The organism is Erwinia oleae (assembly GCF_000770305.1).
GTDB classification, from domain to species: domain Bacteria; phylum Pseudomonadota; class Gammaproteobacteria; order Enterobacterales; family Enterobacteriaceae; genus Erwinia; species Erwinia oleae.
This window is the reverse complement of sequence record NZ_JNVB01000007.1, coordinates 38375-64645: the sequence shown is the minus strand read 5'-3', so window position 1 is coordinate 64645 and position 26271 is coordinate 38375. Positions and strand designations below refer to the sequence as shown.

General features: G+C 53.5%; 30 protein-coding genes. 13 read left to right on the top strand and 17 right to left on the bottom strand.

What is annotated here, in order from left to right; translation table 11 throughout:
- The first annotated feature begins 9 nt into the window (after window positions 1-9).
- Window positions 10-603 carry a helix-turn-helix domain-containing protein gene (locus GS12_RS03900; protein WP_034944114.1) on the top strand — a complete coding sequence of 198 codons (594 nt, stop codon included), beginning with the start codon at window positions 10-12 and terminating at the stop codon, window positions 601-603.
- Between the two features lie 101 nt (window positions 604-704).
- Window positions 705-1940 carry a peptidase T gene (gene pepT / locus GS12_RS03895; protein WP_034944112.1) on the top strand — a complete coding sequence of 412 codons (1236 nt, stop codon included), beginning with the start codon at window positions 705-707 and terminating at the stop codon, window positions 1938-1940.
- Window positions 1941-1969: 29 nt separating this feature from the next.
- On the opposite strand, the gene GS12_RS03890 is transcribed toward pepT, so the two are convergent.
- The 8 genes from GS12_RS03890 to rluE form a co-directional block, all read right to left on the bottom strand.
- Window positions 1970-3097 (bottom strand): ribosomal protein uL16 3-hydroxylase, encoded by a 1128-nt coding sequence (locus GS12_RS03890; protein ID WP_034944111.1) that lies wholly within the window; start codon window positions 3095-3097, stop codon window positions 1970-1972.
- Between the two features lie 72 nt (window positions 3098-3169).
- Window positions 3170-4624 carry a two-component system sensor histidine kinase PhoQ gene (gene phoQ, locus GS12_RS03885; protein ID WP_034914146.1) on the bottom strand — a complete coding sequence of 485 codons (1455 nt, stop codon included), beginning with the start codon at window positions 4622-4624 and terminating at the stop codon, window positions 3170-3172.
- A gap of 3 nt (window positions 4625-4627) precedes the next feature.
- Window positions 4628-5296, bottom strand: a complete 669-nt coding sequence (phoP, locus tag GS12_RS03880) for a two-component system response regulator PhoP (protein WP_034914148.1) — start codon at window positions 5294-5296, stop codon at window positions 4628-4630.
- Between the two features lie 94 nt (window positions 5297-5390).
- Complete coding sequence (purB, locus tag GS12_RS03875; protein ID WP_034944109.1) at window positions 5391-6761, bottom strand: adenylosuccinate lyase; 1371 nt, start codon at window positions 6759-6761, stop codon at window positions 5391-5393.
- 25 nt (window positions 6762-6786) lie between these two features.
- Window positions 6787-7431 (bottom strand): high frequency lysogenization protein HflD, encoded by a 645-nt coding sequence (hflD, locus tag GS12_RS03870; RefSeq protein ID WP_034944107.1) that lies wholly within the window; start codon window positions 7429-7431, stop codon window positions 6787-6789.
- Between the two features lie 51 nt (window positions 7432-7482).
- Complete coding sequence (gene mnmA, locus GS12_RS03865) at window positions 7483-8586, bottom strand: tRNA 2-thiouridine(34) synthase MnmA (RefSeq protein WP_034944104.1); 1104 nt, start codon at window positions 8584-8586, stop codon at window positions 7483-7485.
- Between the two features lie 59 nt (window positions 8587-8645).
- The gene (locus tag GS12_RS03860; protein ID WP_034944101.1) at window positions 8646-9122 is read right to left on the bottom strand and encodes an NUDIX domain-containing protein; all 477 of its coding nucleotides are present in this window, start codon (window positions 9120-9122) and stop codon (window positions 8646-8648) included.
- 22 nt (window positions 9123-9144) lie between these two features.
- Window positions 9145-9807: a 23S rRNA pseudouridine(2457) synthase RluE gene (gene rluE, locus GS12_RS03855; RefSeq protein ID WP_034944099.1), complete on the bottom strand. Its 663-nt coding sequence runs from the start codon at window positions 9805-9807 to the stop codon at window positions 9145-9147.
- Window positions 9808-9908: 101 nt separating this feature from the next.
- Between rluE and icd the strand changes: the two genes are divergently transcribed.
- The 3 genes from icd to GS12_RS03840 all read left to right on the top strand — a co-directional run bounded on the left by icd (window position 9909) and on the right by GS12_RS03840 (window position 12946).
- Window positions 9909-11159, top strand: coding sequence for an NADP-dependent isocitrate dehydrogenase (gene icd / locus GS12_RS03850; protein ID WP_034914163.1), 1251 nt, complete (start codon window positions 9909-9911; stop codon window positions 11157-11159).
- 175 nt (window positions 11160-11334) lie between these two features.
- Entirely contained in the window at window positions 11335-11952 is a 618-nt protein-coding gene (locus tag GS12_RS03845) for a TetR/AcrR family transcriptional regulator (RefSeq protein ID WP_034944096.1), read from the top strand.
- 70 nt (window positions 11953-12022) lie between these two features.
- Entirely contained in the window at window positions 12023-12946 is a 924-nt protein-coding gene (locus GS12_RS03840) for an alpha/beta fold hydrolase (protein ID WP_034944094.1), read from the top strand.
- 43 nt (window positions 12947-12989) lie between these two features.
- On the opposite strand, the gene GS12_RS03835 is transcribed toward GS12_RS03840, so the two are convergent.
- Window positions 12990-13433, bottom strand: coding sequence for an ECs1072 family phage-associated protein (locus GS12_RS03835; protein WP_034914170.1), 444 nt, complete (start codon window positions 13431-13433; stop codon window positions 12990-12992).
- Between the two features lie 566 nt (window positions 13434-13999).
- Here GS12_RS03835 and GS12_RS03830 point away from each other — a divergent pair.
- From GS12_RS03830 to GS12_RS03820, 3 genes are all read left to right on the top strand, one after another.
- Window positions 14000-14380, top strand: coding sequence for a putative holin (locus GS12_RS03830; RefSeq protein WP_034914171.1), 381 nt, complete (start codon window positions 14000-14002; stop codon window positions 14378-14380).
- A complete protein-coding gene (locus GS12_RS03825; protein ID WP_034944091.1) occupies window positions 14367-14657 on the top strand; it encodes a phage holin family protein in 291 nt (96 codons plus the stop codon). Before GS12_RS03830 ends, GS12_RS03825 begins: the two co-directional genes overlap by 14 nt.
- A 403-nt stretch (window positions 14658-15060) precedes the next feature.
- Window positions 15061-15261 (top strand): hypothetical protein, encoded by a 201-nt coding sequence (locus GS12_RS03820; protein ID WP_034914175.1) that lies wholly within the window; start codon window positions 15061-15063, stop codon window positions 15259-15261.
- Here GS12_RS03820 and GS12_RS03815 read toward each other — a convergent pair.
- Both GS12_RS03815 and GS12_RS03810 read right to left on the bottom strand, forming a co-directional pair.
- Complete coding sequence (locus GS12_RS03815) at window positions 15258-15509, bottom strand: hypothetical protein (protein ID WP_034944088.1); 252 nt, start codon at window positions 15507-15509, stop codon at window positions 15258-15260. The two genes, GS12_RS03820 and GS12_RS03815, sit on opposite strands and share 4 nt — an antisense overlap.
- A gap of 107 nt (window positions 15510-15616) precedes the next feature.
- Complete coding sequence (locus GS12_RS03810; protein WP_034914180.1) at window positions 15617-15862, bottom strand: DinI-like family protein; 246 nt, start codon at window positions 15860-15862, stop codon at window positions 15617-15619.
- A gap of 162 nt (window positions 15863-16024) precedes the next feature.
- Here GS12_RS03810 and GS12_RS03805 point away from each other — a divergent pair, with 162 nt between their 5' ends.
- The gene (locus tag GS12_RS03805; RefSeq protein ID WP_034914182.1) at window positions 16025-16249 is read left to right on the top strand and encodes a YgdI/YgdR family lipoprotein; all 225 of its coding nucleotides are present in this window, start codon (window positions 16025-16027) and stop codon (window positions 16247-16249) included.
- Window positions 16250-16343: 94 nt separating this feature from the next.
- Here the strand turns inward: GS12_RS03805 and GS12_RS03800 are convergent, their stop codons facing one another.
- Together GS12_RS03800 and ldcA are read right to left on the bottom strand one after the other, a co-directional pair.
- The gene (locus GS12_RS03800; protein ID WP_034944085.1) at window positions 16344-17003 is read right to left on the bottom strand and encodes an MBL fold metallo-hydrolase; all 660 of its coding nucleotides are present in this window, start codon (window positions 17001-17003) and stop codon (window positions 16344-16346) included.
- A gap of 15 nt (window positions 17004-17018) precedes the next feature.
- Window positions 17019-17939 carry a muramoyltetrapeptide carboxypeptidase gene (gene ldcA, locus GS12_RS03795; RefSeq protein ID WP_034944177.1) on the bottom strand — a complete coding sequence of 307 codons (921 nt, stop codon included), beginning with the start codon at window positions 17937-17939 and terminating at the stop codon, window positions 17019-17021.
- Window positions 17940-18204: 265 nt separating this feature from the next.
- Between ldcA and emtA the strand changes: the two genes are divergently transcribed.
- Entirely contained in the window at window positions 18205-18831 is a 627-nt protein-coding gene (gene emtA, locus GS12_RS03790) for a membrane-bound lytic murein transglycosylase EmtA (RefSeq protein ID WP_082212630.1), read from the top strand.
- A gap of 35 nt (window positions 18832-18866) precedes the next feature.
- Here emtA and GS12_RS03785 read toward each other — a convergent pair whose 3' ends face one another.
- Together GS12_RS03785 and GS12_RS03780 are read right to left on the bottom strand one after the other, a co-directional pair.
- Window positions 18867-20024 carry a mechanosensitive ion channel family protein gene (locus GS12_RS03785; RefSeq protein ID WP_052118351.1) on the bottom strand — a complete coding sequence of 386 codons (1158 nt, stop codon included), beginning with the start codon at window positions 20022-20024 and terminating at the stop codon, window positions 18867-18869.
- A gap of 150 nt (window positions 20025-20174) precedes the next feature.
- The gene (locus GS12_RS03780) at window positions 20175-20912 is read right to left on the bottom strand and encodes a flagellar brake protein (RefSeq protein ID WP_034944083.1); all 738 of its coding nucleotides are present in this window, start codon (window positions 20910-20912) and stop codon (window positions 20175-20177) included.
- Between the two features lie 170 nt (window positions 20913-21082).
- On the opposite strand from GS12_RS03780, the gene GS12_RS03775 reads away from it, so the two are divergent.
- Window positions 21083-21331: a GlsB/YeaQ/YmgE family stress response membrane protein gene (locus GS12_RS03775; RefSeq protein ID WP_034914188.1), complete on the top strand. Its 249-nt coding sequence runs from the start codon at window positions 21083-21085 to the stop codon at window positions 21329-21331.
- A 64-nt stretch (window positions 21332-21395) separates the two neighbouring features.
- Here GS12_RS03775 and treA read toward each other — a convergent pair whose 3' ends face one another.
- On the bottom strand, window positions 21396-23060 hold the full coding sequence (treA, locus tag GS12_RS03770; protein WP_034944081.1) for an alpha,alpha-trehalase TreA: 1665 nt from the start codon (window positions 23058-23060) through the stop codon (window positions 21396-21398).
- A 569-nt stretch (window positions 23061-23629) separates the two neighbouring features.
- On the opposite strand from treA, the gene GS12_RS22905 reads away from it, so the two are divergent.
- Complete coding sequence (locus tag GS12_RS22905; RefSeq protein ID WP_052118350.1) at window positions 23630-24481, top strand: type VI secretion system ImpA family N-terminal domain-containing protein; 852 nt, start codon at window positions 23630-23632, stop codon at window positions 24479-24481.
- Here the strand turns inward: GS12_RS22905 and GS12_RS03760 are convergent.
- Window positions 24478-25113, bottom strand: coding sequence for a GntR family transcriptional regulator (locus GS12_RS03760; protein WP_051937084.1), 636 nt, complete (start codon window positions 25111-25113; stop codon window positions 24478-24480). The genes GS12_RS22905 and GS12_RS03760 overlap by 4 nt on opposite strands.
- Window positions 25114-25404: 291 nt before the next feature.
- Between GS12_RS03760 and GS12_RS03755 the strand changes: the two genes are divergently transcribed.
- Complete coding sequence (locus GS12_RS03755) at window positions 25405-26265, top strand: alpha/beta fold hydrolase (RefSeq protein ID WP_052118349.1); 861 nt, start codon at window positions 25405-25407, stop codon at window positions 26263-26265.
- The last annotated feature ends 6 nt before the right edge of the window (window positions 26266-26271 follow it).

Here is a 26271-nt window from a genome sequence, read left to right as displayed (position 1 = left end):
GGAGCCGCCATGAGTGATTTACCGCCCGATCCGGGATCAACGCTGAAAGCGCTGCGCGCCGCGCGCGCCTGGAGCCTGAGCCAGACTGCCGCGCAAACCGGCGTCAGTAAAGCGATGCTGGGGCAAATCGAGCGAGGAGAATCCAGCCCGACGGTCGCCACGCTGTGGAAAATCGCCACGGGTTTTAACGTGCCGTTTTCGCTGTTTATCACTTCGCGGTTACCTGATGCCCCTTGCAAAGCGACGCCTGGCGCACCGCAGCCGGTCTGGCAGCAGCACAGCGCCGCCATGCGCGCGGCGTCAATGTTTCCCTTTGATGACGAGCTGCGCGTCGACATGCTGATCGTTGAGCTGGCTGCCGGGCAATGCAGCGTGTCCTCGGCGCATGAACGCGGCGTCATTGAACACGTTATCGTGATCGAGGGCCAGCTGATGCTGAAGGTCAGTGACCAGTGGCATACGCTTGAGGCAGAGCAGGGGCTGCGTTTTCAGGCCGATCAACCGCATACGTATCGTAATGATGGCAGCCAGACGGCGCGCTTTTACAGTCTCATTCACTACGGCGCGCAGAAAATATGGCCCGACGATGCCACAAGCCGCTAAAGTTAACAGTGCATGGATTTTTCGCTGCGGAAGTGACCTGACGCAAAACTCCGGGGCGCTGAGATGTTAATAATATGTGCTCGTATTCAGAGGGACGACAGATGAACAAATTACTCGATCGCTTCTTAAACTATGTTTCTTACGACACGCAGTCCAAAAGTAATGTGCGGCAGGTGCCAAGCACGGAGGGGCAGTGGACGCTGGCTCGCGTGCTCAAAGCGGAGCTTGAAGCGCTGGGGCTGTCAGACGTTACGCTAAGCGATCACGGAATTGTTATGGCGACGCTGCCTTCCACCGTAGCGTGGCCGGTGCCGACCATTGGATTTATCGCCCACATGGATACGTCGCCAGACTTCACGGCAAAGCATGTGACGCCACAGATTGTTGAAAACTATCGCGGCGGCGACATCGCTTTAGGCATGGGCGATGAAATTCTCTCGCCGGTGATGTTTCCGGTGCTGCACAGTCTGACCGGGCATACGCTGATCACCACCGACGGCAAAACCCTGCTGGGCGCGGATGATAAAGCCGGCGTGGCGGAAATTATGACTGCGCTGGCGCGTTTAAAAGGTGAAAACATTGCGCATGGCGACATTCGCATCGCTTTCACGCCGGATGAAGAGGTAGGACGCGGCACCCGCAGCTTTGACGTCAACGCGTTTGGCGCGTCGTGGGCCTACACCGTTGACGGCGGCGGCATGGGCGAGTTTGAATATGAAAACTTCAATGCCGCCTCGGTGACCGTTAAGATCACGGGTAATAACGTTCATCCGGGCACGGCGAAGGGCGTGATGGTTAACGCGCTGGATCTGGCGATGCGTTTTCATGCGGCGATGCCAGAGAAAGAGGTACCGGAGCAGACGTCAGGCTATGAAGGCTTTTATCATCTGCACGGCATCAAGGGCGTGGTTGATAAGGCGGAGCTGCACTACATTATTCGCGATTTTGACCGTGACAGTTTTGCGGCGCGCAAACAGACCATGCAGAATATTGCTGCATCGCTGTCAAAAGGGCTCCATGCCGACTGCTCAATTGAGGTGCAGATCGACGACAGCTACTTCAATATGAAAGAAAAAATTGAGGCGCATCCACATATTATTGATATTGCGCTTCAGGCGATGCGGGATCTGGATATTGAACCGGACGTGAAGCCCATTCGCGGCGGAACCGACGGCGCGGCGCTCTCATTTATGGGGCTGCCGTGTCCAAATTTGTTTACCGGCGGCTACAACTATCACGGTAAGCATGAGTTTGCTTCGCTGGACAACATGGAAAAAGCGGTGGCGACCATTACGCGCATCGCCGCGTTAACCGCCGAGCGCGCCCGCAAGCAATAAACATCCGGCCCGTTCAGGGCCGGAGAGTATTACTCTTCTTCGCTAAAAAACCAGTAACCGCAGTTGACCAGTGCGGTGAGCTGCGTCAGGAAAGAGGGATCGTCCAGCGCCACACCCAGCGCTTCAGCATTCAGAACCTGCTGGTTCGCCATGCTCATCAGCGCAGCGTGCTGTGAAGATTCCACCTGCTCGCCATTAACAAAAACGGTCTGCCCAATTTGCAGTACGCGCAGGCCGCCCAGGCGGGTCAGTGAGTCACCTTCGTGCAGCGCATCATATATTTCATCCGGCTGATAAGGCGGCTCCGGCGGCGCGGCATCCAGCTCGTGGCGTGACTGAGAGATAAACTCGCCGAACCACTGGTTAAACTGTTCCGGCTGATTCACCACCTCAAGCATCATGGCGCGAATGCCGTCGATCTCCTGTGGCAGGATCTCGGCCGGGTTGTCGCGCGGTTGAATATCCGGATCGGCAAAGCGATAGCTGCCCAGCTCGCGTGACAACACATAGTCGGCGAAGCCGCTGATCAGCTCGCGTCCGCTCGGCGCACGGAAGCCAACGGAGTAGTTGATGGCATTTTCCAGCGAATAACCTTCATGCGGGAAGCCCGGCGGAATATAGAGGATGTCGCCTGGTTCCAGCTCTTCGTCAATGATCGCTTCAAAAGGATCGACCTGTAACAAATCGGGGTGCGGGCAGTGCTGTTTCATCGGCACTTTTTCGCCCACGCGCCAGCGGCGACGGCCGGTCCCCTGAATGATGAAGACATCATATTGATCGAGATGCGGCCCGACGCCGCCGCCCGGCACCGCGAAGGAGATCATCAGATCGTCGATGCGCCAGTCCGGCAGGAAGCGAAACGGTCGCATCAGCGCGGCAGAAGCCTCATGCCAGTGATCGACCGCCTGTACCAGCAGCGACCAGTTATTCTCACCAAGGTGATCGTAGCTTTCAAACGGGCCGTGGCTGACCTGCCACTTGCCGTCCTGATGGCTGACCAGGCGGCTGTCCACTTCGTTCTCCATCGCCAGCCCGGCCAGTTCATCCGGCGAGATGGGATCGACAAAGTCTTTAAATCCGCGCTTGAGCACTACCGGACGTTTCTGCCAGTAGCGCTGAATGAAGTCGGGCCAGTTGAGATCGAGCTGATAATCCATGAGCAATTTTCCTGTGACGCTGAATTTAGCCGAGTATAACAGCACTGTGAGCGCCAGGCATTTGCCGCATGCTCAGGGATCGTCGTGCAGCACGCCCTGACGGCGAAAAACCACCTCCATCTTTGCGCCGCCGAGCGGGCTGGTCGTCGCAATAATATCGCCGGTGTACTGTTCCAGAATATCGCGGGCAACCGACAGTCCCAAACCCTGACCCGGTCTCAGCGTGTCGGCGCGCTGTCCGCGAATAAAAATCATATCCCGCTTGCTTTCCGGGATGCCCGGGCCATCGTCCTCGACGATCAGATGCAGCTGATCGTCCGTCTGTCTCGCGCTGATCTCTACAAATTCAAGGCAGTATTTGCAGGCGTTATCCAGCACGTTGCCCATCACTTCCATAAAGTCATTTTGATCGCCGATGAAGGTCAGTTCAGGAGAAATATCCAGCGTGAGCGTCACGCCTTTGTGTTGATAAACTTTATTCAGCGCCGAGCAGAGGCTGTCGAGCAGGGCAGGCACCGAATGAAGATCACGCTTAAGCACGTTGTGATCCGCCTCCATGCTGGCGCGATGCAGATAGTAGCCAATTTGCTGCGAAATACGACTGATCTGCTCTAACATGATTGGTTCTGCCTGTTCAATCGGCAGCGTGCCGCGCAGCGATCGCAAGGTGGTTTGCAGCACCGCCAGCGGCGTTTTCAGGCTGTGGGTGAGGTCGCTCAGCGTGGTGCGATAGCGCGTATGGCGCTGATGTTCGTTATCCAGCAGCAGATTGAGATTGCGTACCAGGCTGCGCAACTCCTGCGGTGGGTGCGGCTCAAGCGTGTCGCGGCTGCCGCTCTCCAGCTCGCGAACCTGGCCGGCCAGCGTGCCGATCGGACGCAGGCTCCAGTGCGCCGCCAGCCACAGCAACGGAATAACCAGCAGCAGATTGACCAGCAGCACATAGCTGAACCACGACCACACCACGTCGGCGTGCTGAAGCTGTTGCGGAATGGTATCGACCACGACGATGGTGAGCGCGGGCAGCGAGGCAGTCGCCGTATAGCGATTGACCGCGACAGAGTGCGTGAACGTGTCGTTATTGTCATCGTCATAGGCGGTGAGTCGGTTCTGCGCTTCCTGATCGTTACCCAGCGCCTGGCGGCTGGTGCTGTTATCGGTATCGATTTCATAAAAATCGGCGTGCTTCAGCCAGTTCTTTTTGATTTTTTTGCGGATTTCCGGCACGTCGCGTAGTTGCCACAGCAGCTTGCCTTTATCGTTATAGATAAACACCAGCGTGGGGAAATTAAGCGAGACGCGCTCTGGTTTAGCGATAGTCAACCGATCGTCCTGCCACTGTGCGAGGGTAAAGAACAGATTGCTTTCGCCGCGCATCACCCGATAGCTGTTTTTATCGAAACTGACCACGTAGCCGAAGACCGCCACCATGCCCCAGGAGAGCGACAGGATCAGCACCACGGCGGCGGTAGCCAGCAGAAAACGGGCGCGCAGCGAGAAGGGGCGGGCAGAGCGAAAGCGCTTCATCGATCAGAGATCAAACCGGTAGCCCTGACCACGCACGGTCGTTATCACGTCGCCCGGATGCTCGGCCAGCATCTTTTTACGCAGCCGGCCCATCAGTACATCAATGGTATGGCTTTCGCGCAGTTCCGCGTCCGGGTAAAGCTGAAGCATCAGGGAATCTTTGCTGACCACCTTGCCTGCGTTGCGGATCAGCGTTTCGATAATGGTGTATTCAAAGGCGGTGAGTTTAATTTGCTGCTCGCTGATTTTGAGTTCCCGGCGCGAAAGGTCAATCTGAAATGCGCCCAGCGTGACCACCTGCGAGGCGAGGCCGCTGTTGCGGCGCATCAGCGCCTGCATGCGTGCGACCACTTCCTCAATGTGAAAAGGTTTGGTGACGTAGTCGTCGGCACCGGCTTCCAGCGCTTCAACTTTCGCCTGCCAGCCGTCCCGCGCAGTCAGCACCAGGATCGGCTGTTTCGCCGCCTGTGCGCGCCAGCGGCGGATCAGCGTCATGCCGTCTTCATCAGGCAGGCCTAAATCAACCAGCGTAATATCCGGCGTATGTTCGCTGAGGTAATAGTCCGCTTCTTTGGCGTCCTCCGCAGCATCAACCTGATGGCCCATCTCGCGCAGTTGCACGGCAAGATGGTGGCGGAGCACAGAATTATCTTCCACAATCAGTACACGCATATCAATACTCTTAAACAAGGTGATCCGGCTGAGTATAGAGTAAAAGAGCTAAACCATGCGTTAACGCGGGCCGGGGAAACCGGCCCGGCGGGGGTTACTTCAGATCGTCAACCATCTGCACGGCGCGGCCGAGATAGTTGGCCGGCGTCATCTGCTTCAGCCGGGTTTTTTCTTCTTCCGGCAGCGCCAGACCGTCGATAAAGGCCTTCATGCCTTCCGCGTCCACGCGTTTGCCGCGCGTCAGCTCTTTCAGCTTCTCATAAGGTTTTTCGATGCCGTAACGGCGCATCACGGTCTGGACAGGCTCTGCCAGCACTTCCCAGTTATGATCCAGCTCGTCAAGCAGGCGGTCGCGGTTCACTTCCAATTTGGAGATGCCCTTCAGCGTGGCCTGATAGGCGATGATCGCATAACCGACGCCGACGCCGAGGTTGCGCAGCACCGTCGAATCGGTCAGGTCACGCTGCCAGCGGGACACCGGCAGCTTGCTCGCCAGATGTTGCATCACCGCATTCGCCAGGCCCAGATTGCCTTCTGAGTTTTCAAAGTCGATCGGGTTGACTTTATGCGGCATGGTCGAAGAGCCGATCTCGCCGGCAATGGTTTTCTGTTTGAAGTGGTTAAGCGCCACGTAGCCCCAGATATCGCGATCGAAATCGATCAGGATGGTGTTGAAGCGAGCGATGCAGTCGAACAGTTCTGCAATGTAATCGTGCGGCTCAATCTGCGTGGTGTAAGGGTTCCAGGTGATCCCCAGCGAGGTCACAAAGCTTTCGCTCAGCTGATGCCAGTCCACGTCCGGGTAGGCGGCGATGTGCGCATTATAGTTACCCACCGCGCCGTTAATTTTGCCCAGTATTTCAACGCGCTCAAGTTGACGCAGCTGGCGTTCGAAACGGTAAGCCACGTTCGCCATCTCTTTGCCGAGCGTTGATGGCGTGGCGGGCTGACCGTGGGTGCGTGAGAGCAGGGGAATGTCGCGATACTGTATGGCAAGCGCCTTCACCGCACCGATGATCTGCTGCCAGTAAGGCAGGATCACCTCACGGCGGGCCGTTTCCAGCATCAGGGCATGCGACAGATTATTGATATCTTCAGAGGTACAGGCGAAGTGAATAAATTCAGACACGGCGTGCAGCGCCGGAACGTTCGCAACTTTTTCCTTCAGGAAATATTCGACGGCCTTCACATCATGATTGGTGGTGCGCTCAATGGTTTTAATACGTGCGGCGTCTTCCTGATTAAAATCAGCGACAATGGCATCAAGGAAAGCGTTTGCGTCGGCGTCAAATGCAGGAACTTCCCCGATCTCTGCGCAGGCGGCCAGCTTTTGTAACCAGCGAACCTCAACCTCCACGCGAAACTTCAGCAGGCCATATTCGCTGAAGATGCCGCGTAGCGGGCTGACTTTGTCGCCATAGCGGCCGTCAACGGGTGATACAGCGGTCAGAGAGGATAATTCCATCAGTGCGACTCCTGGACAATTAAGTTTAAAGTGAAGGCCCGGACATGCGGGACAGCATTTGCTTTGCTTCTCTGGCAAGGCGGTTGCGCGAAAACATCAGTTGCAGGCGGCCGCCGCCAACCTGATGCCACAGCACCGCGGCGCGAATACCGGCCAGCAGCGTGGCGCGAACTTTGCTCTGGATCTGGCTGTTTTGCAGCACGGCGGGCGAACCGGTCACCTGAATACGCGGGCCGAGCGGGCTGATCACGTCAACATAAATGGCCGCCATGGCGCCCAGTAGCGTATCGGAATTCAGATCGTAGTGCGCCAGCTGGCGATCCAACTGCGCAATGCGCTCCGCCAGCGTATTGAGAGCGGTTTTACTGGCGCTCAGCTTACGCTCCAGCACCATCAGGCTGAGGGTATAGCGCGTCAGTTCTGCCCCGGCACCGCGTCGGCTGCTGCTGTTCAACATGCCTAAAAGCGCCTCCAGTCCGGGCCGCAGATTGCTTTCATCATTACCAAAAACCGCCAGCGTGGAGGGCGGATTCAGATCGATAACGCTTTTCAACGAGGTATCCAGCGCCTCGCCGGCGCAGTGCCCCTGATGCGCAAGCTGCTGCACCAGATGGGCCGACTGACAAATCCCGGCCAGCGCCAGCGTGATGTCATAATAATTTTTAGCCACGGTTACTCCTGTAAAACCGGCACGCCTGAGACGTCGCGCGGCAGCGGTAAATCAGATTAACGGCAAACGCGCTTCGATTATGCCGCCGCCGAGACAAATTTCATCAAGATAAAATACCGCTGACTGGCCGGGCGTAACGGCGGTAACCGGTTCATCGAAGCGTACTTCAATACGATCGTCGGATTCCGGGTGAAGCGTGCAGGGAATGTCCGTCTGACGATAGCGCGTTTTCACCGTGCAGCGCAGCGGTTCGCGCAGCGCCTCGCGATCGACCCAGTGAAGCTGCTGCGCGATAAGGCCAACCGACATCAGGCGCGGATGCGTGGGCCCCTGTGCTACCACCAGCAGGTTGTTTGCCACATCCTTATCAACCACGTACCACGGATCTTCGCTGCCTTCTTTGGTGCCGCCGATACCAAGCCCTTTGCGCTGACCAAGCGTATGATACATCAGCCCCTGATGCTCGCCGACGGTTTCACCGTCGGTATTCACAATCAGGCCGGGCCGCGCGGGCAGATAGCGCCCAAGGAAGTCGCGGAATTTGCGTTCGCCGATAAAGCAGATGCCGGTAGAGTCTTTTTTCGTGGCGGTAGCCAGTTCCAGCTCTTCTGCCAGACGGCGCACCTCCGGTTTGGCGAGTTCGCCCACGGGAAACAGACTCCGGGCAATTTGCTCATGGCTCAGCGTATAGAGGAAGTAGCTCTGGTCTTTGTTATCGTCCAGACCGCGCAGCAAACGGCTTTTACCGTTAATGTCCTGACGGCGAACATAGTGACCGGTGGCGATAAAATCAGCGCCGAGATCGTCGGCGGCAAATTCCAGAAAGGCTTTAAATTTGATCTCTTTATTACAGAGAATATCCGGATTAGGGGTGCGGCCTGCCTTATACTCCTCAAGGAAGTGTTCGAAGACGTTGTCCCAGTATTCGGCGGCAAAGTTGACCGTGTGCAGGCGAATCCCCAGCCGGTCGCAAACCGCACGCGCGTCGGCGAGATCTTCCGCCGCCGTGCAGTACTCTTCTCCGTCGTCCTCTTCCCAGTTTTTCATGAACAGGCCTTCAACCTGATAGCCCTGCTGCTGCAAAAGCCAGGCTGAAACGGAGGAATCAACGCCGCCGGACATGCCGACGATCACTTTTTTCTGACTGAGAGACATGAGAAGGTCCTGACGTAGTGTGGCGGTTCAAAGGTTGCCCTTTAAAATTGCGGCGTAGTTTACCACGCGTCAGCGGCGGGCGCATCCTCGCTAAAGGGCCATTGGAACGCGCGAAGCAAATCCAGCGGGAAACGTTCGCCCTGCTGATAGATCAGGATGCTTTCCGCAACCAGCGGAGAACGCAGCTTTTTTGCCGTCAGGATCTGCTCCGGCGGCAGCCACCAGCAGCGGTCAATGTCGCGATCCTGCGGATAAGTGGGCAGCATTTTTGGTAAATCCAGCGCAAAGAGAAAGCGCAGAAAGGGCGTGTTATCAGGTGCTATCCACTGATGCAGCTTCAGAAACGCCTGCGGTACGCCTTCCAGTCCCGTTTCCTCATACAGCTCACGCGCGGCGGCCTGAAGCAGCGTTTCGTCTGCCTCAAGATGTCCGGCAGGCTGATTCCAGGTGGCGCGCCCGCGCACCATCTCCTCGACCACCAGAAAATGACCTTCCGCCTGAACGACCGTCGCCACGGTTACGTGGGGTTTAAACATATCTGCCTCCTTGTTCGACTATTTAGCGGATGCTTTCGCCGCTTATCTCACGCCATTCGCCGGGCTGCAAGTCGCCCAGCTCCAGCGCGCTCACTGCGAACCTGATCAGGCGCAGCGTGGGGAAACCAATGTGGGCGGTCATGCGCCGTACCTGCCTGTTGCGACCTTCATGCAGGGTTATTTTCAACCAGCTCACCGGGATGCTTTTGCGCTCGCGAATGGGAGGATTACGCGGCCAGAGCCAGTCTGGTTCCGTTACGCGTTCAACGCTGGCAGGCAGCGTTGCGCCATCTTTCAGATTAACGCCATCGCGCAGCCGTTGCAGGCACTCTTCATCAGGCTCACCTTCAACCAGCACAAAGTAGATTTTTCCGGTACGCTGGCCCGGCTGCGTGAGCTTTGCCTGGAGCGCGCCATCGTTGGTTAATACCATCAGGCCTTCGCTGTCGCGGTCGAGCCGACCGGCCGCGTAGACATCGGCCACGGGCACAAAATCCTTCAGCGTTTGACGCCCGGCTTCGTCGGTGAACTGCGGCAGCACGTCGAAGGGCTTATTGAAAACGATAACGCGGCGTGGCCCTTTGGCCGTCGGTTTTGCTGCGCGGGCAGAGCTGAATCGTTTAACGCGGTGATTCTTAACGAAAGATTTACGCATGTTATTTGCACCCGATAATAATGAGCGCATTATAACGTAAACCTGAGATGATTGGCGCGACGGCAATATTCAAGTAGTATTGACGCGCATCTTACAAATCATTAACAAATAAGCGCTCGAAGGAGAGGTTGATGGAAAGCAAAGTAGTTGTTCCGGCGGAAGGTCAGAAAATCACCCTGGATCAGGGGAAACTGAACGTACCTAACAACCCAATCATCCCGTTTATCGAAGGCGACGGCATTGGCGTGGACGTCTCTCCCGTGATGATTAAAGTGGTCGATGCTGCCGTGAAGAAAGCCTACAACGGTGAGCGTAAAATTTCCTGGATGGAAATTTACACCGGTGAAAAATCCGTTGAGCTGTACGGTCAGGACGTCTGGCTGCCAGAAGAAACGCTTGATCTGATCAAAGAGTACCGCGTTGCCATCAAAGGCCCGCTGACTACGCCGGTTGGCGGTGGTATTCGTTCATTGAACGTGGCGCTGCGTCAGCAGCTCGACCTTTATATCTGCCTGCGTCCGGTTCGCTACTACACCGGCACTCCAAGCCCGGTTAAACGTCCTGAAGATACCGACATGGTGATTTTCCGTGAAAACTCTGAGGATATCTATGCAGGTATCGAATGGAAAGCGGGTTCTGCTGAAGCAGACAAAGTGATTAAATTCCTGCGTGATGAGATGGGCGTGAAGAAAATTCGCTTCCCTGAGCAGTGCGGTATCGGCATCAAGCCATGCTCTGAAGCCGGCACCAAACGCCTGGTTCGCGCGGCAATCGAGTATGCAATCACCAACGATCGTGATTCCGTGACCCTGGTCCATAAAGGCAACATCATGAAGTTCACCGAAGGCGCTTTCAAAGACTGGGGTTACCAGCTGGCGAAAGAAGAGTTCGGCGGCGAGCTGATTGACGGCGGCCCGTGGATGAAAATTAAGAACCCGAACAGCGGCAAAGAGATTGTGATTAAAGACGTGATTGCCGATGCGTTCCTGCAACAGATCCTGCTGCGCCCTGCGGAGTATGACGTTATCGCCTGTATGAACCTGAACGGCGACTACATCTCTGATGCCCTGGCGGCTCAGGTGGGTGGTATTGGTATTGCTCCTGGCGCCAACATCGGCGACGAGTGTGCGCTGTTTGAAGCCACGCACGGCACCGCGCCAAAATATGCCGGACAGGATAAGGTGAACCCTGGTTCCGTTATTCTCTCAGCTGAAATGATGCTGCGTCATATGGAATGGTTCGAAGCCGCTGACCTGATTGTTAAAGGCATGGAAGGCGCAATCGCCGCCAAAACCGTGACCTATGACTTCGAGCGTCAGATGGAAGGCGCTAAACTGCTGAAATCTTCAGAGTTTGGCGATGCGATGATTAAACACATGTAACGCTCGCTTCGAATGATAAAGCCGACATAAGTGTGAATTTATGTCGGCTTTCTGTTTTCAATATCCTTAACCAACAGCATAAAATAAGCCGATTCTCACCGACGTGTAGAGATAACTTGCATAAGGGGTGCTTATGACTATAATTTGGATACGATCGTTTCCATAAAGAATCACGATGAACAATTCAGTTTTCACCCAAACGCCGCGCAAAGATCGCGGACGCCCCAGAGAATTCGATACCGATCGCGCGCTGGAGAGCGCCATGCAGCTCTTCAGGCAGAAGGGCTTTCATGCCGCCTCCATCACCGATCTCAGCGCAGCAATGATGCTGACCTCGGGCAGTATTTATAAAGCGTTTACAGACAAGCGCACGCTGTTTCTTCGCGCGTTTGAACGCTATACCTCCTGTCGTAATACAGAACTGCGTCGCAGGCTTGAAAGCCTCGCTGATGGCCGGGAACGGCTGATGGCGCTGCTACGATTTTATATTGATTCCGCGCACGATGTGGAAGGCAGGCGAGGGTGCCTGGTGGTGGGTAGCGTGGTGGCGTTAACGGGGCTGGATAAGGAACTGGCGGAGCTGGTGGAGCAGGCCGTGATGCGCAATAAGCGCCTGATTGTCACTCTGGTCGAGGAAGGGCAGCAGGACGGATCGTTTTCTCAGAGGCTGAACGCTGAAGCGGCGGCGCAGCTAATACTCTGCCTCGTTTTCGGCATGCGTGTGGTAGGGAAAATTGAGAACATTATTGATCCTGAAGACACCCTGCGGCTGGCAATGAAGCTGCTGGATTAAAAATTTCATTAATTTGGACACGATCGTTACCGAAAGTGCCCGCGCCTGTAAACTCAGTTGAGGAATAACCATGCAAAATGACAAAGACGCGACGCCCCGCCTTACCGGGGCGCAACCTGCAACCCGACGTGATAGCGAACTTAACGGGTTTGAGCATCGCTACGCGCTGGTCGACGGTGTGCGCATGCACTACGTGATCGGTGGAAACCATTCGGGTGAAACAGTGGTGCTGCTGGCGGGATTTCCGCAGAGCTGGTATGCCTGGCGAAAAGTGATGCACTTACTCGGCGATCGCTATCGTGTTATCGCCCCCGATCTTCCTGGTCAGGGCGACTCCGATCGGCCCGAAACCGGCTACGATACGCGTACGCTGGCAGAGACGGTGCACGGGCTGCTGGCGCAGCTCGATATTCGTCAATACTTTCTGGTCGCGCACGATGTGGGCGCCTGGGTGGCCTGGCCTTATACAGCGCTTTACAGCAACGAGGTGAAACGTCTGGCGCTACTGGACGCCGGGATCCCAGGCATCACTTTACCCGACGCGCTGCCCGTTTCAGCGGATAAAGCGTGGCGAACCTGGCATTTTGCCTTTCACGCCATCCCGGATTTGCCCGAAGCGTTGATCACCGGTCGCGAGCGAACCTATCTTGCGTGGTTTTTAAAAAGGAAAACGGCCAATCCCGAAACCTTCCAGGAGAGTGATATTGAGGAGTATTTGCGGGTAATGAACCGCAGCGGCGGGCTGCGTGCGGGCCTGGCTTACTATCGTGCTGCCGAACTTTCTGCGGAACAGAACAGGGCGCTTCAGGTTGAAGGTAAACTAAAGGTGCCGGTGCTGGCGGTCAGCGCAGACTATGGCTCCATTAACGATATGGCCGCCCCGTTGCGCGCTTTCGCCGAAAACGTGTCGGGCGTCATTATTCCGCACTGCGGGCATTTTATTCCCGAAGAACAACCCGCCGCGCTCGCCAGGGAACTGCGCGAATTTTTTTAAACCCAACCGGATAATACGGGCGCACAGCGCGCCCGCAGCCTGCTTATTTCTGCTTCAGGAAGACGGCGTTTTCGCGCGGATCCCAGTCTTTTTCCGAGAAGTCATGTACCGGATAGGAAACGTTTTTAATGCCCTGTTCACGGATGAAAATAACCGCGTCAGAAGGAAGATTCTCCTCTCTGAAAAGTTCTGCAATGACAAACATTGCATCACTCAGGGAGAGCGATTTCGCTTCAAAAGGTCGCCATCCGGTTCTTTTGAACACCAGATGATGCAGTGCCTCTTCTCCCGTTAAGGGAAAGAAAACGCTGGCATATTTTTCGCGATGTCTTTCCAGCAGTATTTCCAGGATGAAAATTTGCGCAATACGTTGTATTGCCGCCTGGCCTCTGACATTCCCTGAATCGCTAATCTCTGCGTGACTGATGTCATTGTTTTCCCGCACTCGCATATCAATAACGTGCCACAACTCTTCATAGCTGGCCATGGTGCTTTCTCTCAGGGTAGCGATTTAATAAAAGTATCAGACAGGGCAGGTTGCTGCCATAACGTTTGTCTTACCAAAACCACGAAGACATAGCAAAACAGTAGATAAGGGTGACAGAGAGCAACGCTAACTCAACAGGTTTAATTAATTGCATGATGTTCGATGACTATTCTGGTGTCGTGCTACATACATCGGTCAGGTGGATAGGAACTTTAATAAAACATCGACGTTACCGGTCCAGACATTCATCACGCAATCATGTCCTTTCACCTGGTTAATGATCAGGGGTATGGCGAAGGCGCCGTTTGCTTTAGCAGTTTGTTTGAAAGATCAATAAAACGTCTGTTCCACTGAGGTTATATACAACAGGAATTTTTATCCTATTGATTTAAAGGTAGAAAAAAAATCATAAAATTTTGAGAAAAATGCTCACGCGTACGCGATTCTCAAGATAGAGTGATAACATTCGCTGCATCAGCAATGACCGATACCTTTAAAAATCCTGGCCCTGACCGGGATTTTTTTATCTCTGCTTTTTTGAAGGCGCTGTAGTCATAGGGGGCAATATGTCTGGACATCTGTTAGCAGTCACCATGGGCGCTGTGGCGTCGGCAGGAGCAAGCGTGACTGGTCATATGGATGGTATCAATTACAGCGTAATTTTTGGGGCATTTGCTGGTGCTGTTTTCTATGTGGCCGGCGCGCAGGAATTACGTCTTTTTGTACGTGCAGCCTATTTCCTTGTTTCAATGATGGTTGGCGTATTTGGCGCCGGGCTGGCTGGCACCAAGCTTGCTCAATTAGTGGGCTACAGCGATACACCATTGGATGGTCTTGGCGCTATTTTGCTTTCGGCATTGGCGATTAAAACCTTAACCTTTATTAGTCAGCAGGACCCAGCCGCATGGTTAACACGCTGGAAAGGGGGATTCCATGGTAACAAATGATTTATTGATGGTGTGGGCAAACGTGGCCATCTGTACAGCAATCGTCCTGCGCTTGATGCTGTTTCATAAGCCTGGCGCCAGAGATCAAAAATGGGCATCCTGGCTGGCATACCTGATTATTCTTGCTTATGCCACCGTGCCCTTTCGCTTTTTTTTTGATACCTACACTCATGCCACCTGGTCATCCGTCACGTTTAATCTGATATTTTGTGGAACGGTGTATCGTGCAAAAGGGAATGTGGCACTGATTTTTGCCGTTCTTAAGCCTGATAAGTGATTGCTGTGACTAACCTGCTGTTCAGACTTTAAAAGTTCTTAAAAGAAAGCAATTATCGTCTTAGATGTTTCTATATTAGAACGGATCTGCTCATAACACACTGCTATGATAGCGCCGCAATTGAACATGAATGTGTAAATAATTGTTTATTTTTAAAAGTAAACGAAGCTAACGTCTGAGAAGCGTAATTTTACGTTGCGCGGGAGGAAAACCCGCGTGTACGCCAGAGTGCGGGTTGTCTGATAATGCAGCGACAATGTACAGAGGTAGTCTGTCTGGCGTCTTTTTTCTACCCAAAAGTGCCTGATTGAGCTTTGTATTCACTTATAGTTATAAGAGAAGGGTTGAGATGACGCGTTTCAGAAACGTAAAATAGGACCAAAATACAAATCAGGAGAATCATGTGTCCGAGGCTGCGTCTGTTCAATCACAACCCGATCGGCTTGAAGAAGCAAAAAATATCGCTCTGGGATGGCGAATCGTCGGTCAGATAGAACCGCAAACGCTCGAAGATGCGATTCAAATGCTGCGCGACAGTGCCGGGTATGCAACCCAGGTCTATGAACTGCTGTATAGCGAAATTAACGATCGTTCAAAAAATTAACCATAGCTTAACCCGGAAGGTGACTGCGGGCGGCTACGGTAGCGCGACCACTCTTCCCAGCATTTTTGCGGATCGATATCGTTGTATCCACAGGCGGGTTCCATGCTTCTGGCGATAAAGTCCGGTACAGAAATGCAAACGCTGCCATCGCGGATCGCTTCCACTTCCTGTCGCGTCAATACGCTACCTTTCCGCTGTTCGGCGTTGATCAGTAAACCGATCAACGACGGTATATAAACAAGGGCCATTGTGCTTGTCCGCCTGCTGAAATCGTATAGTGTTTATTTCGGCGCGACAGGGTAAAACTTTATTACTGCTGGCTAATAAATTCCAAAAAAGCAGACCGCAGCCAGCATTAATATTCGCCGGAAACCATCCACTGATCGGCTTCGTCGAACATCTCTTCAATAATACGCGCCATCACGGCCTTATCATTTTTGCTGGCATCCGTTTTCACGCTGTTTGCCTGCATCGGTTTCACTTTCACTTCTGCATCAGGAAAAACGCGCTGAATACGCTTTTCAAGCTCGTTGAGAATAATTTCCTGCGCGTTTGGCAAGCCGGCAACGTTGCGCTTATCGTAAATCAGTTCAATAAACATGGAGTGTTCCTGGTTATAAATGCTGGACAAAAATACAGTATTTTCAGGCGATCATCAACCGGAATTTGTTGCATCAGAAAATGCTTAATTGTTATCCAACAGGCTGATTCATCAACAGGAACAGCTACACTGAAACCTGAAATAGCAAAAGGGATCATTAAAATGAAAAAGACACTTCTTTTACTCAGCGTTCTTGCAGCAGGATCGGTGCTGGCGGGCTGTTCAAACGACCATATTATGCATATGAAGGATGGCAGTACCGTGGTGGTTCAGGGTAAGCCAAAAATTGATGATGCCACCGGCATGGTGCTCTATACCGACGAAAACGGTAAAGAACAGGCTGTAAATCAAAATAACATCAAGGACATGAACTCAATCAACGATTGAATCATGGCATCTCACCGCGCCGCCGTATGGCGCGGTTCCAGCTATGCTTCCCGCACGTCGTTCCCGTAAAAATCTTTGCTGACGCAGCGCCTGCTCAGTTCAGCACGCGCTGTCGGCGATCGCGCGGCGTGGTCTCTGCTTCATCCAGTAGCGCCAGCCAGTCACGAATCGTTACCTCTTCCCAACCGCGATGGTCTTGTGTTGTCCCCATTAAAATCACATCCGGCCTCAGCGCCCGATAAAACTCCAGTGAATTTGCCAGGTCCGCTTCATTGCTGTCGGTTTCAAGCACCGTCACCCAGCGATCGCTGGAACGCGTAATCGTATCGCCAACAAAGAGGTAGGTTTTACCGAAAGGCGAAGCATACAGATAGCTGGTGCTGCCTGGCGTATGGCCTGGTGTGGGTACCACGTGAAAACTGCCGCAGTGAACTTCGGCCCGACTAAAGGTATCGTCTGCTTCAACAAAGTTACTGATTGGCCCCAGTGTGCGAATATGGCAATAGAGGGCCGAGCTGAAACGCTGTTGCAACGTGCGAGTACCAGGCCCGGCTTCGTGCCAGTGCGTAAGGTAGTGACGAATGATGCCGCCCTGTTCAGCAATGGCCTGGTGATCCTCCTGATTTTCGATTCGTGAAATCAGAATGTTACCGCGAGGATGCTTTAATAAAAAACCATGCATGATCTCCTCGTGCCCGGATTCGGACAGCGCTTCCGGGGTGGAAACCCAGAGATCCTCATACAACTGTTTCATGAGCGCTCCCGGATGTCAGCGTAGCGTAGGGAAATCATTTAATATCAGTGAGGCCGCGCCGTTTTCAACGAGCAGCCGTCCTTGTGCGCCCAGCGGCAGGGTAACGGTGCGCCACCCGTGGCCGAATTCAAGACCGGTGACCACCGGCAGGCCGGTTATCTTACGTATCAGCGTCCACACGCTTTCAATATCATAACCGCAATCGTAATCAGTCAGGTGTGCGCCGGTAAAGCTACCGGCAACGATCGCTTTTTGCCGCGCCAGAACGCCGCTTTGCGCCAGTTGAAGCATCATTCTTTCAACTTTATAGGGATGTTCATTGACGTCTTCAATAACCAGTATGCCATCAGGAATGTCAGGCATCCACGGCGCGCCAACCAACGAGACGATCATTGCCAGGTTACCGCCCCAGACCGTGCCGGTGAGATCAACCGATTGCGCGTCTGTCTGCCACTCCAGCGTCAGCTCAGGCGAGGTGAGCGCACGCCAGAAATGCTCCACGGTAAAATCAGCAAGGGTTTCCGCGCCGAAATTGCCTGCCAGCATGGGGCCGCTAACGCTTTTCACGCCGTGACACAGCAGCGCCAGCTGTATAGCAGTAAAGTCGCTATGGCCGCAGAGCACCAGCGGCTGGTCGCGCAGGCGTGCCGCCAGTCCGGCGTAGTCAATACGCGGCAGCAGCCGCGTTGCGCCGTAGCCGCCGCGTACGGCCAGCACGATATCCGGCAGCGTGAGGCACTCTGCCAGGGCATTCAGATCCTGCACACGCACCTCATCCGCACCGGCAAAACGCCGATCGCGGCGGGCGATAACGTCAGTATTGTTAACCTGGTGCCCCTGCGCGCGCAGACGCTCAACCCCCAGCCAGGCAGCCTCCTGATTATGGCAGTAGCCGGATGGCGCAATCAGATGCACAGTGCGGGGAGTAACCGACAGGATATTCACTTATTACCTCTGGATGCGGCCTTATTGAACATACATTTCTCATCGGGCCATGCGCAGTTTACGTACAAATTGATTGCTTTTTATACGCATTCTGATGAATTATGCTACGCAGCAGGCAGTTTTCCTGCCCTGATGATGACGAAAAGCCCGCCGGAAGTCATCATTCACTTTTCAGAATTCAGAGAAACGGTAATTTTCTCCCGTCCGGTGCCAGGTATGATAGGTGCCAGACCAGGGCGCAGAGGATAAATATAGCGTGAAAAAAGTGGCCATATTAGGCGTTCTCCTTCTGGCGGGATGTGCCAGTGAACCTCATAAACAGACTATCACCCGGCAGCAGCAAACGCCGCTGACGACAGCACCGCCGCAAAAAGTGGCTCAGGCCTGGTCAATCTTTACTGAAAGCGCCGCCAACAGCTACGGCATTGACAGAAAGCTGGTCGACGCGATTATTTCAGTAGAATCGGGCGGCAATCCAACGGTAGTCAGCAAGTCGAATGCTGTTGGATTGATGCAGATTAAAGCCTCAACGGCCGGGCGTGAAGTCTATCGGATTCAGGGACGCGGCGGTCAGCCGAGTACTTCTGAACTCCGCGATCCGGCCAGGAATATCGACATCGGCACGGCCTATCTGAAGATTTTGCAGGATCAGTCGCTGGCAGGCATCCGCGATCCGGAAACGCTGCGCTATGCCACCATCGTCTCTTACGCCAACGGCGCGGGCGCGTTGCTGCGTAGCTTTTCGCGGGATCGCGACCGCGCAATAGCGATGATAAACGCCATGTCGCCGGATGAATTTTATCGACATGTGCAAAACAAGCATCCCGCCGCGCAGGCACCGCGCTATCTATGGAAAGTGACCACGGCCTACCGTACTATCTGAATACCGTTACCGGCTTTTGCCGGTAACGACTTACCTTAAAATGCGCCGCGCGAAGGGCTCGATGACTCTTTTTCATCCTCTTCGTCTTCAACTTCATTTGACGCTAACCCGGCAACGTTCACCTGTGGCAGCGTGCCGCCGGTAAACTCGACGCGGCGGGTTGGGAAGGCGTAGCGGACGCCCAGCGCGCTCAGCCGCTCCATTAGTTGCAGATTGATCTCCTGCTGCACGTCCATGTACTGGTTATAGTCGGCAACCGTCACGTAATAAACAACTTCAAAAGTAAGCTGATTTTGCTCGAAAGCGAAAAAGTGGCCGCGATCAAAGCGGGTTTTCTCAATGCCTTCAATGATTTCACGCAGCGCCTGGCTGACCTGACGCACTTTCTTAGCTGGCGTTTCATAACTGATGCCGAATTTGAATACGATGCGCCGTTCCTGCATGCGCTTATAGTTATGAATGGTCTGCTGCAACAAAATGGTATTCGAGCAGACAATCTGTTCACCGCTGAGGCTGCGAAGACGGGTGGTTTTCAGGCCAATATGCTCGATTGAGCCAGCAATGTCGCCGAAAACGATAAAATCGCCATGTTCAAAGGGCTTGTCGAAGCCGATTGCCAGTGAGGCGAACACGTCACTGAGCACGGTCTGAATGGCCAGCGCAATCGCGATACCGCCGACGCCCAGGCTTGCCACCAGCGCGGTAATGTTAATGCCCATATTCGACAGAATGGCCAGCAGCAGCATGGCCCAGACCACCACACGCACCATGATACCGAGAATGACGGTGGTAACAGGATTGCGCAGGTGGGTCGGATCGCGCCGCATATTGCTGAGCCAGAGACGAATACTGCAATCCACCCACAGCGCTATCTGAAGCAGCAGGGTGATAAACCAGCCGTGCGATGCGGCGGTGCTCCAGTCGCGGGGCAGGGTGATAAATTTAATGGCGATCAGGAAAGAGAAAACCAGCAAGAGCAGCTGGCTGGTGCTGCGCAAGATCTCAATCGCGCTGTTATAAAAAAGCTGGCTGCGATGATGACCGGATTTGATTGAGCGATTAGAAATAAAACGGATCAGCGAGCGCAGAAGCCAGTAGATAATAAGCGTGCCGCCAATCACAATGGCGGTATCGATCCACAGCGTCCTGTTCAGCAGAAATGAGAGATTTTGTTCGTTAAGCCAGTTTTTCATCGGTGATTCAATCTGTTCTGTTAAGACGACAGGAAGGGTAAGCCTGGTGCATAACAGAACGCTTTGCAAAAACGACGCGTGGCGGCGGATAAAACAGACGATAGGGCGAAGTAACCTGCCAGCGGTGAACGGCGACAGGTTATCGTCGATTTACTGGAAGCGTCTGACTTTGTCGCGCGCCAGACGTTCGAGCGAAAAGATGACCTGCTGGAGCTGGCGCTCCTGTCCGGCGGTTAGCGTATTAAAACGCAGGCTGAGACGCGGCGTGGCGACAGTTTCATTTTTATTGCTGACCACGGTGCGTTTGCCGATGGCGATCAACTCTGCATCAACCTCAAAATTGCCATATTCATTGAGTTCTATACGAATTTTTTTAAACCGCTCGCCGTTGTGCAGAGTTTCAGGCAGGGCTGACTCCGCCAGTACCCCGATACCGCCTAATGACAAATCCTGGATCCGCATCCGGCTCTCGCCGCTACCGCCAGGCCATGTGATGTGGCAATAGAAAACAGGGTCCAGCGGAGCGTTAACGCGAAAAAATTCGCGGCGCTGGATCTGCCAGAGCACTTCCGGCAGGGCCGCGCCAAGGGCGGGCAAGCCTTCGTAGTCATCGGCTTCGAGTAGCGGCAGCGCGAACTCCACCTTCGCGCCGTTCGTTTCCGCACTCAGATGCAGATTATCCACGTTCATCGCCAGCTGATTTTCATAGTCGTTACTGCCATAGTCGACCAGAAGTCTTTCCTTGTCCGCAAAGAGCAGGCGAGTAATAAATTGTCCCCTGACGTGCGACACCATCACCGGGGTTTTGTTATCGACAAGCTCTCTCAGAACGTTTAATACCGCAAGCGGACCACGTTTCAGGAACTGTTCTTTATCATCCTCTTTCACAGCTTTTTCTCCAGATGAAGGTCAGGCAAGGACTCCGTTGAAGTATCGGCGTTAATGCGTAACGCTTCAGTCTTACTGTTATAAATAAGTAAAAATCGCAAGAAAATACTTACAAAGCTGAAATGTGCACTATAATCACCCCGAACATTTTGAGATAAGGAAGAGAAAAAATGGGTATTTTGTCATGGATCATTTTTGGCCTGATCGCAGGGATCCTTGCTAAATGGATTATGCCGGGTAAAGATGGCGGCGGTTTTATCATCACTATCATCCTCGGTATTATCGGGGCCGTAGTGGGCGGATGGATCAGCACCTTCTTCGGTTTCGGTAAGGTGGACGGCTTCAATTTCGGCAGCTTTGTGGTGGCGGTGATTGGCGCGATCGTTGTGCTGTTTATTTATCGTAAAGTCAGAAGCTGACGGACGTCATAAAGATAAGGGAGGCCTGATGGCCTCCTTTTTTTATGCCTGTTGCGTAATAACGTTACTGCCGAATATCGCTGACGTTATTGCAGGTGACATTCCTGGGACAATAAAGATCCATCAGCTTAAGCGTTACGCCGTTAGTCCACCCAAACCCGTCCTGTAATGGATACTCACCGCCGCCGCCTCCGCCTAATCCTTTGCCTTCGACAACGTATTTTTCCACCAGCTTGTGCTCTTTGTCGTAGGTGGTCTGCACGTTTTTCAGGAAGCGCATGCCAATATCCTTCGCCAGCGCCTGTTCGCCATAATTATTCAGCCCTTCCACCGCAGCCCACTGTAGCGGTGCCCAGCCGTTTGGCGCATCCCACTGCTGACCATTATTTACCGTGGTGGTGACCAGACCGCCTTCTTTCAGCAACTGCGCCTTAACCGCCACGGCGGTTTTCTTTGCCTGCTTATCGGTTGCTGCATGCAGATAGAGCGGGAAAACGGCGGCAGCGGTTAACTGCGGGCGAACGCGTGCCTGCTGCCAGTCATAATCAGCATACCAGCCCTGTTTTTCATTCCACAGATAACGGTTGATCGCCGCTTTTCGCTTCTTCGCCAGCGCATCAAAACGCTCACTGACGTCTTTACGCTGCGACAGCTGGTTTGCGTGAGCCAGCGTTTTTTCCAGATGATACATCAGCGCATTCAGATCAACCGGTGCGATGCGCGTGGTCTGAATGGTTGAGAGATTATCCGGCGTAATAAACCAGCGTGAACTGAAGTCCCAACCAGAGGCGGCCCCCGCGCGCAGGTTACGGTAAAGTGCACCTTTGTTGGCGTCGCTGGTGTTCTGTGCAGTGGCGATGTCATCCATCCAGGATTCGGTTCGCGGCACATCGCGCGCGTCCCAATAGCGGTTAAGCAGGGTGCCGTCCTTCAGCTTCACCACGCGCTTGCCTGCCTCTCCGGCCCGAACGCTATCGGCATCAGCCATCCAGTAGTCGTACTCTTTTTGTAATTGAGGCTGATATTTCCGATAGGTTTCATCACCCGCATGCTGCGCCAGCAAATCAACCATCAGGCTGAAGAAGGGCGGTTGAGAGCGGCTGAGATAGTAGCTGCGGTTACCGTTAGGAATATGACCGTATTTATCCAGTTCAGTAGCAAAGTTATCCACCATTCCCTGCACGCGATCCCAATGGCCGCTCTCGGCCAGCCCCAGCATGGTGAAATAACTGTCCCAGTAATACACCTCGCGGAAACGCCCGCCCGGCACGACGTAAGGCTGCGGTAGCGGCAGCAGCGAATCCCACTGGTTTGCCTGTTTTGCCGAACGGGTCAGAACAGGCCAGAGGCCGTTGATGTGTTCGCGCAGGCTCTGTCCGGCAGGCGGTACATATTTCTCGCCAGCGGCAGGCAGGATAAAGTTTGCTTCAACAAAACGTCGCAAATCGAAGTTGCGCTGCGTTCTTTGCATCTGCCAGTCGGCGAGAATGCTGGAAGGGCTGTTTTTCGGCACCGCATCGGCAAACGTCTTCTGGTCGGGAAAAAGTTTTGCTGACTGTACGGCGACAAACAGCGGCCCCAGACGGACATCAGGTGGCTGAGGGGACGAACTCAGCATGTGCTGCTGATCGTTCGCCGTGGCTACCGGCGCTTCTGCGGCAATGGCTGAGGATATCAGTAGCGGAAGTACCAGCAGCGCTGTCCATTGAGATTTCTCGGCTCTTTGCATTCGTCGTTCTCCATGTCCAAATCGGTAAGTTGTTGACCCTTAAAAACTTTAGACGAACTTTACAATTTATCCCGTAATCGAAACGGGAAATGTGACCGCGGGTTGCTTTTAATGTCCGTTGCTGACCAAAGAGAGAGCGGAGAGAAAACATCAGAACATTATTCAGATGTTTTAAGAAAGAGTTGGGATTTATTGGGCTGAAATCAACGCTGCGATAAAATCAACCATGATAAAGATCTTGATCATTTTTTATTTATTCTGATGGTAATTGTGTAAAAAGGAGTGATTATGCGACGTTATTGGGAGTTATTATTTTATTAATCATGTTTATCAGAATAAATAAATTCCTGAAAATTTCAGTCAATATTTTAATTTATCGGAAACGCGGAAATTAATCCTTCAGAGTGAGATTATTCCTGGTTAATAACCACACAGTTGCTGGTAAAAATGATTGCGACATGATTTTGGTTAAATAACTTCATTGTGCTGCTTTATAAAAATTGATCTGAATATCAATTTTATGTAGCCGCGAAGATTCCCATAGCCGAAATGAAAAAGGAATTTATGCCATGAATGCCACCTTTCTCAATCATTCTTATCCCGGGCAGGCGCCGCAGACCACGCGCGAATTTAAAATGCTGCAAAATGAAATAATGGGGCCCGGCAAATTACGCTGCAATATCGACTGGTATAAAGTTGAGCGCCTGTCGTGCAGTTTGTTTCGATTAAACGGCATGGATCTCCAAACGCTTTGCTGGTTCACATTATGCGAAGCACATATTAAAGGGCTTAACGGATTATGTGACGGGTTAGAAAAAATGATTACGCTGATGCAGCATAACTGGTCCACGTTATGGCCCGCATCATTGCCTGAACGGTTGATCGCACTGAGCTGGCTGTATGGTCAGCTTCAGCACTATTTAACAGATGTTCAGCCGGTCGCCAGCGATCTTATAGAAATTTATCGCCTGGAAAAAATACTGGTCGTCACCGAAGAGACGTTGGGTGTGCAGGCGCTGAAACATCTCAGCCAACTCAGCCGCCTGAAAGTTCAGGTCAACCGGCTAATCCATTCACTGGAGCAGAATGCGGCACTGGCTGACGCAATAAAAAACGGCACGAATGAAGATGCGGTAACGTCTGCCCATTTCCCATCCTTAAGAAATTTGCTGCGCTATAGCTGCGGTTTTCTGGCCGGCCTCAGCGTCATGGTGGCCTTCAGCGGCACGGGATGGGTGAACGACCCGGTTACGTCATTCAGGTCGGCGCTCTTCTGGCAGGGAGCGCCCAACGTTGTGCCGCAGCCAGAAAATGAGGTGGAAAAACGGCGCGGGCAGAACGCATTCCTGTGCGATCGTCTGCCGGAGTCAGAGGAGGATGATGCAGCGTGCGCCGTTGGCCTCACGCGCGATCGCGGTTAGCCATGGCGCTGAGGATTATCCTCCTGATGAATATGCTGCCCGATCAGCTGAGCCAGATCCTCTGCGTTGCCGCGCTCAATCGCGTCAACCATCGCAAAATGCTCGGCGGAGGACTTCACCACGCGCGCATGTGAATTCCACTGTCCCAGCGCAGCCGAGGGCACCCGGCTGCGTAAATCAAAAATCAGTTCGACCATATCCTGATTGGAGCAGGGGGCCAGCAGCGCCCGATGAAATGCCAGATTGGCTTCATACTGTTCCAGAAGCGTGCCGTGATGGGTGCAGTGCTCAAACTGCGCGGCGCAGCGTCGCAGCGTCGCCAGAGAGTCCGGGCTGCTGTTTGCCACGATATCCACCGCCGACGCGCACTCCAGAATCGCACGGATCGATGAAATATTGCGCCGCTGCTCAATATTCGGTGAATAGACGTGATAACCGCGATTCGGCACATGCTGAACCAGGCGCTCAATCACCAGCTGATCGAGCGTGCGGCGAACCTCGCTTCGGCTGCACTGATAACGCTCGGCCAGTTCCACCTGCTTAAGCCAGGCGCCGGGCAGAAATTCACCCCTGTTGATATCCATCGCCAGGCTGTTAGCGACATCCACCCGACTACTCTTGCGAAGCTTCATGTACATCATCCTTTTTCCCACGGTGCCGGACAATAATGCTGGGATTTCACCGTTTTCGCCAGTTTTCACCCTGTTAGTATCAGTTTTTTGTCTGCCTTAAAAACGCTCAATTCGCTATAATTTCATTTTAAAACAACCAATTAACGTCTTTTTCGCCACCCGGCGTTTCACTGTCAGGGTGAAACTGTGACATGAACCAGATCTTTTGTTAATAAATTGTTTTTTAAATTGGCGCCAATTTTGGTTTTGTGTTTATATCGATTTGAACCGTCACTTAGCAGGAAATCGAAAATGCAGAACGTTGAGGTGAATAAAGGAAACGAAAGCGCAACGCAGCGCAGTCACGCACTCTACTTTCGCGGCAGCACCACCATCTTCTCAAGCCGACAGGATCCACGCTTTCAGTACTGTCTGTACGTGCCGCCCGCCTTTGACAACGACCGCAGCGATTATCGGCTGATTGTGGCAATGCATGGTACAGGACGCTCAATGACGCAGTATCGCGACGCGTTTGCCGAATTTGCCCGCTATAACCGCTGCGTGGTGCTGGCGCCGCTCTTTCCCGTCGGGCCGCTGGGCGACGGTAATTCGCACGGTTTTAAATACATCATTGAGCAGGAAATTCGATATGACGACGTCCTGCTCAGCATTATCGATGAGGTCAGCGAACTGCTGGCGCATGACTTCGGCAAATTCCTGCTGTTTGGCTACTCCGGAGGAGGGCATTTCGCCCATCGCTTTTTCTACATTCACCCTGAAAAACTGCTTGGCGTCTCCATTGGCGCACCGGGTTCGGTCACCTTACTCGACGAAGACAAAGCGTGGTGGCCCGGCGTACGCGATTTTGAAGCGCGCTTCAACAAGCCGCTCAACTATGAGGCGATGCGCCAGGTAGCGGTGCAGCTGGTGGTGGGGAAAGTGGATCTTGAAACCTGGGAAATAACCCATAAACCGGGCGGGAAATATTACCAGCCGGGCTGTAATGATGCCGGTGAAACGCGCGTTGAGCGCAATACCGCGCTGCTCAACAGCCTGCGCGATAAGGGCATCGACGCCACGCAAAATATTGTGCCAAACGTCGGACATGACGGCATGAAAGTGCTCGACTGCGTGAAAGATTTCTTCCTGGATACCCTACAAAAAACGCGCTGAGGAGCC

Bases quoted from the DNA above. Each gene is read 5' to 3' on its own strand.
- GS12_RS03775 (WP_034914188.1), top strand. From the start codon at position 21,083: ATGGGTATTTTGTCATGGATCATTTTTGGCCTGATCGCAGGGATCCTT.
- GS12_RS03845 (WP_034944096.1), top strand. From the start codon at position 11,335: ATGAACAATTCAGTTTTCACCCAAACGCCGCGCAAAGATCGCGGACGC.
- GS12_RS03800 (WP_034944085.1), bottom strand. From the start codon at position 17,003: ATGAAACAGTTGTATGAGGATCTCTGGGTTTCCACCCCGGAAGCGCTG.
- pepT (WP_034944112.1), top strand. From the start codon at position 705: ATGAACAAATTACTCGATCGCTTCTTAAACTATGTTTCTTACGACACG.
- GS12_RS03760 (WP_051937084.1), bottom strand. From the start codon at position 25,113: ATGAAGCTTCGCAAGAGTAGTCGGGTGGATGTCGCTAACAGCCTGGCG.
- GS12_RS03830 (WP_034914171.1), top strand. From the start codon at position 14,000: ATGTCTGGACATCTGTTAGCAGTCACCATGGGCGCTGTGGCGTCGGCA.
- GS12_RS03840 (WP_034944094.1), top strand. From the start codon at position 12,023: ATGCAAAATGACAAAGACGCGACGCCCCGCCTTACCGGGGCGCAACCT.
- GS12_RS03805 (WP_034914182.1), top strand. From the start codon at position 16,025: ATGAAAAAGACACTTCTTTTACTCAGCGTTCTTGCAGCAGGATCGGTG.
- GS12_RS22905 (WP_052118350.1), top strand. From the start codon at position 23,630: ATGAATGCCACCTTTCTCAATCATTCTTATCCCGGGCAGGCGCCGCAG.
- GS12_RS03815 (WP_034944088.1), bottom strand. From the start codon at position 15,509: ATGGCCCTTGTTTATATACCGTCGTTGATCGGTTTACTGATCAACGCC.
- treA (WP_034944081.1), bottom strand. From the start codon at position 23,060: ATGCAAAGAGCCGAGAAATCTCAATGGACAGCGCTGCTGGTACTTCCG.
- phoQ (WP_034914146.1), bottom strand. From the start codon at position 4,624: ATGAAGCGCTTTCGCTCTGCCCGCCCCTTCTCGCTGCGCGCCCGTTTT.
- GS12_RS03755 (WP_052118349.1), top strand. From the start codon at position 25,405: ATGCAGAACGTTGAGGTGAATAAAGGAAACGAAAGCGCAACGCAGCGC.
- phoP (WP_034914148.1), bottom strand. From the start codon at position 5,296: ATGCGTGTACTGATTGTGGAAGATAATTCTGTGCTCCGCCACCATCTT.
- purB (WP_034944109.1), bottom strand. From the start codon at position 6,761: ATGGAATTATCCTCTCTGACCGCTGTATCACCCGTTGACGGCCGCTAT.
- GS12_RS03900 (WP_034944114.1), top strand. From the start codon at position 10: ATGAGTGATTTACCGCCCGATCCGGGATCAACGCTGAAAGCGCTGCGC.
- GS12_RS03785 (WP_052118351.1), bottom strand. From the start codon at position 20,024: ATGAAAAACTGGCTTAACGAACAAAATCTCTCATTTCTGCTGAACAGG.
- GS12_RS03835 (WP_034914170.1), bottom strand. From the start codon at position 13,433: ATGGCCAGCTATGAAGAGTTGTGGCACGTTATTGATATGCGAGTGCGG.
- icd (WP_034914163.1), top strand. From the start codon at position 9,909: ATGGAAAGCAAAGTAGTTGTTCCGGCGGAAGGTCAGAAAATCACCCTG.
- rluE (WP_034944099.1), bottom strand. From the start codon at position 9,807: ATGCGCTCATTATTATCGGGTGCAAATAACATGCGTAAATCTTTCGTT.
- GS12_RS03860 (WP_034944101.1), bottom strand. From the start codon at position 9,122: ATGTTTAAACCCCACGTAACCGTGGCGACGGTCGTTCAGGCGGAAGGT.
- GS12_RS03825 (WP_034944091.1), top strand. From the start codon at position 14,367: ATGGTAACAAATGATTTATTGATGGTGTGGGCAAACGTGGCCATCTGT.
- GS12_RS03890 (WP_034944111.1), bottom strand. From the start codon at position 3,097: ATGGATTATCAGCTCGATCTCAACTGGCCCGACTTCATTCAGCGCTAC.
- GS12_RS03810 (WP_034914180.1), bottom strand. From the start codon at position 15,862: ATGTTTATTGAACTGATTTACGATAAGCGCAACGTTGCCGGCTTGCCA.
- mnmA (WP_034944104.1), bottom strand. From the start codon at position 8,586: ATGTCTCTCAGTCAGAAAAAAGTGATCGTCGGCATGTCCGGCGGCGTT.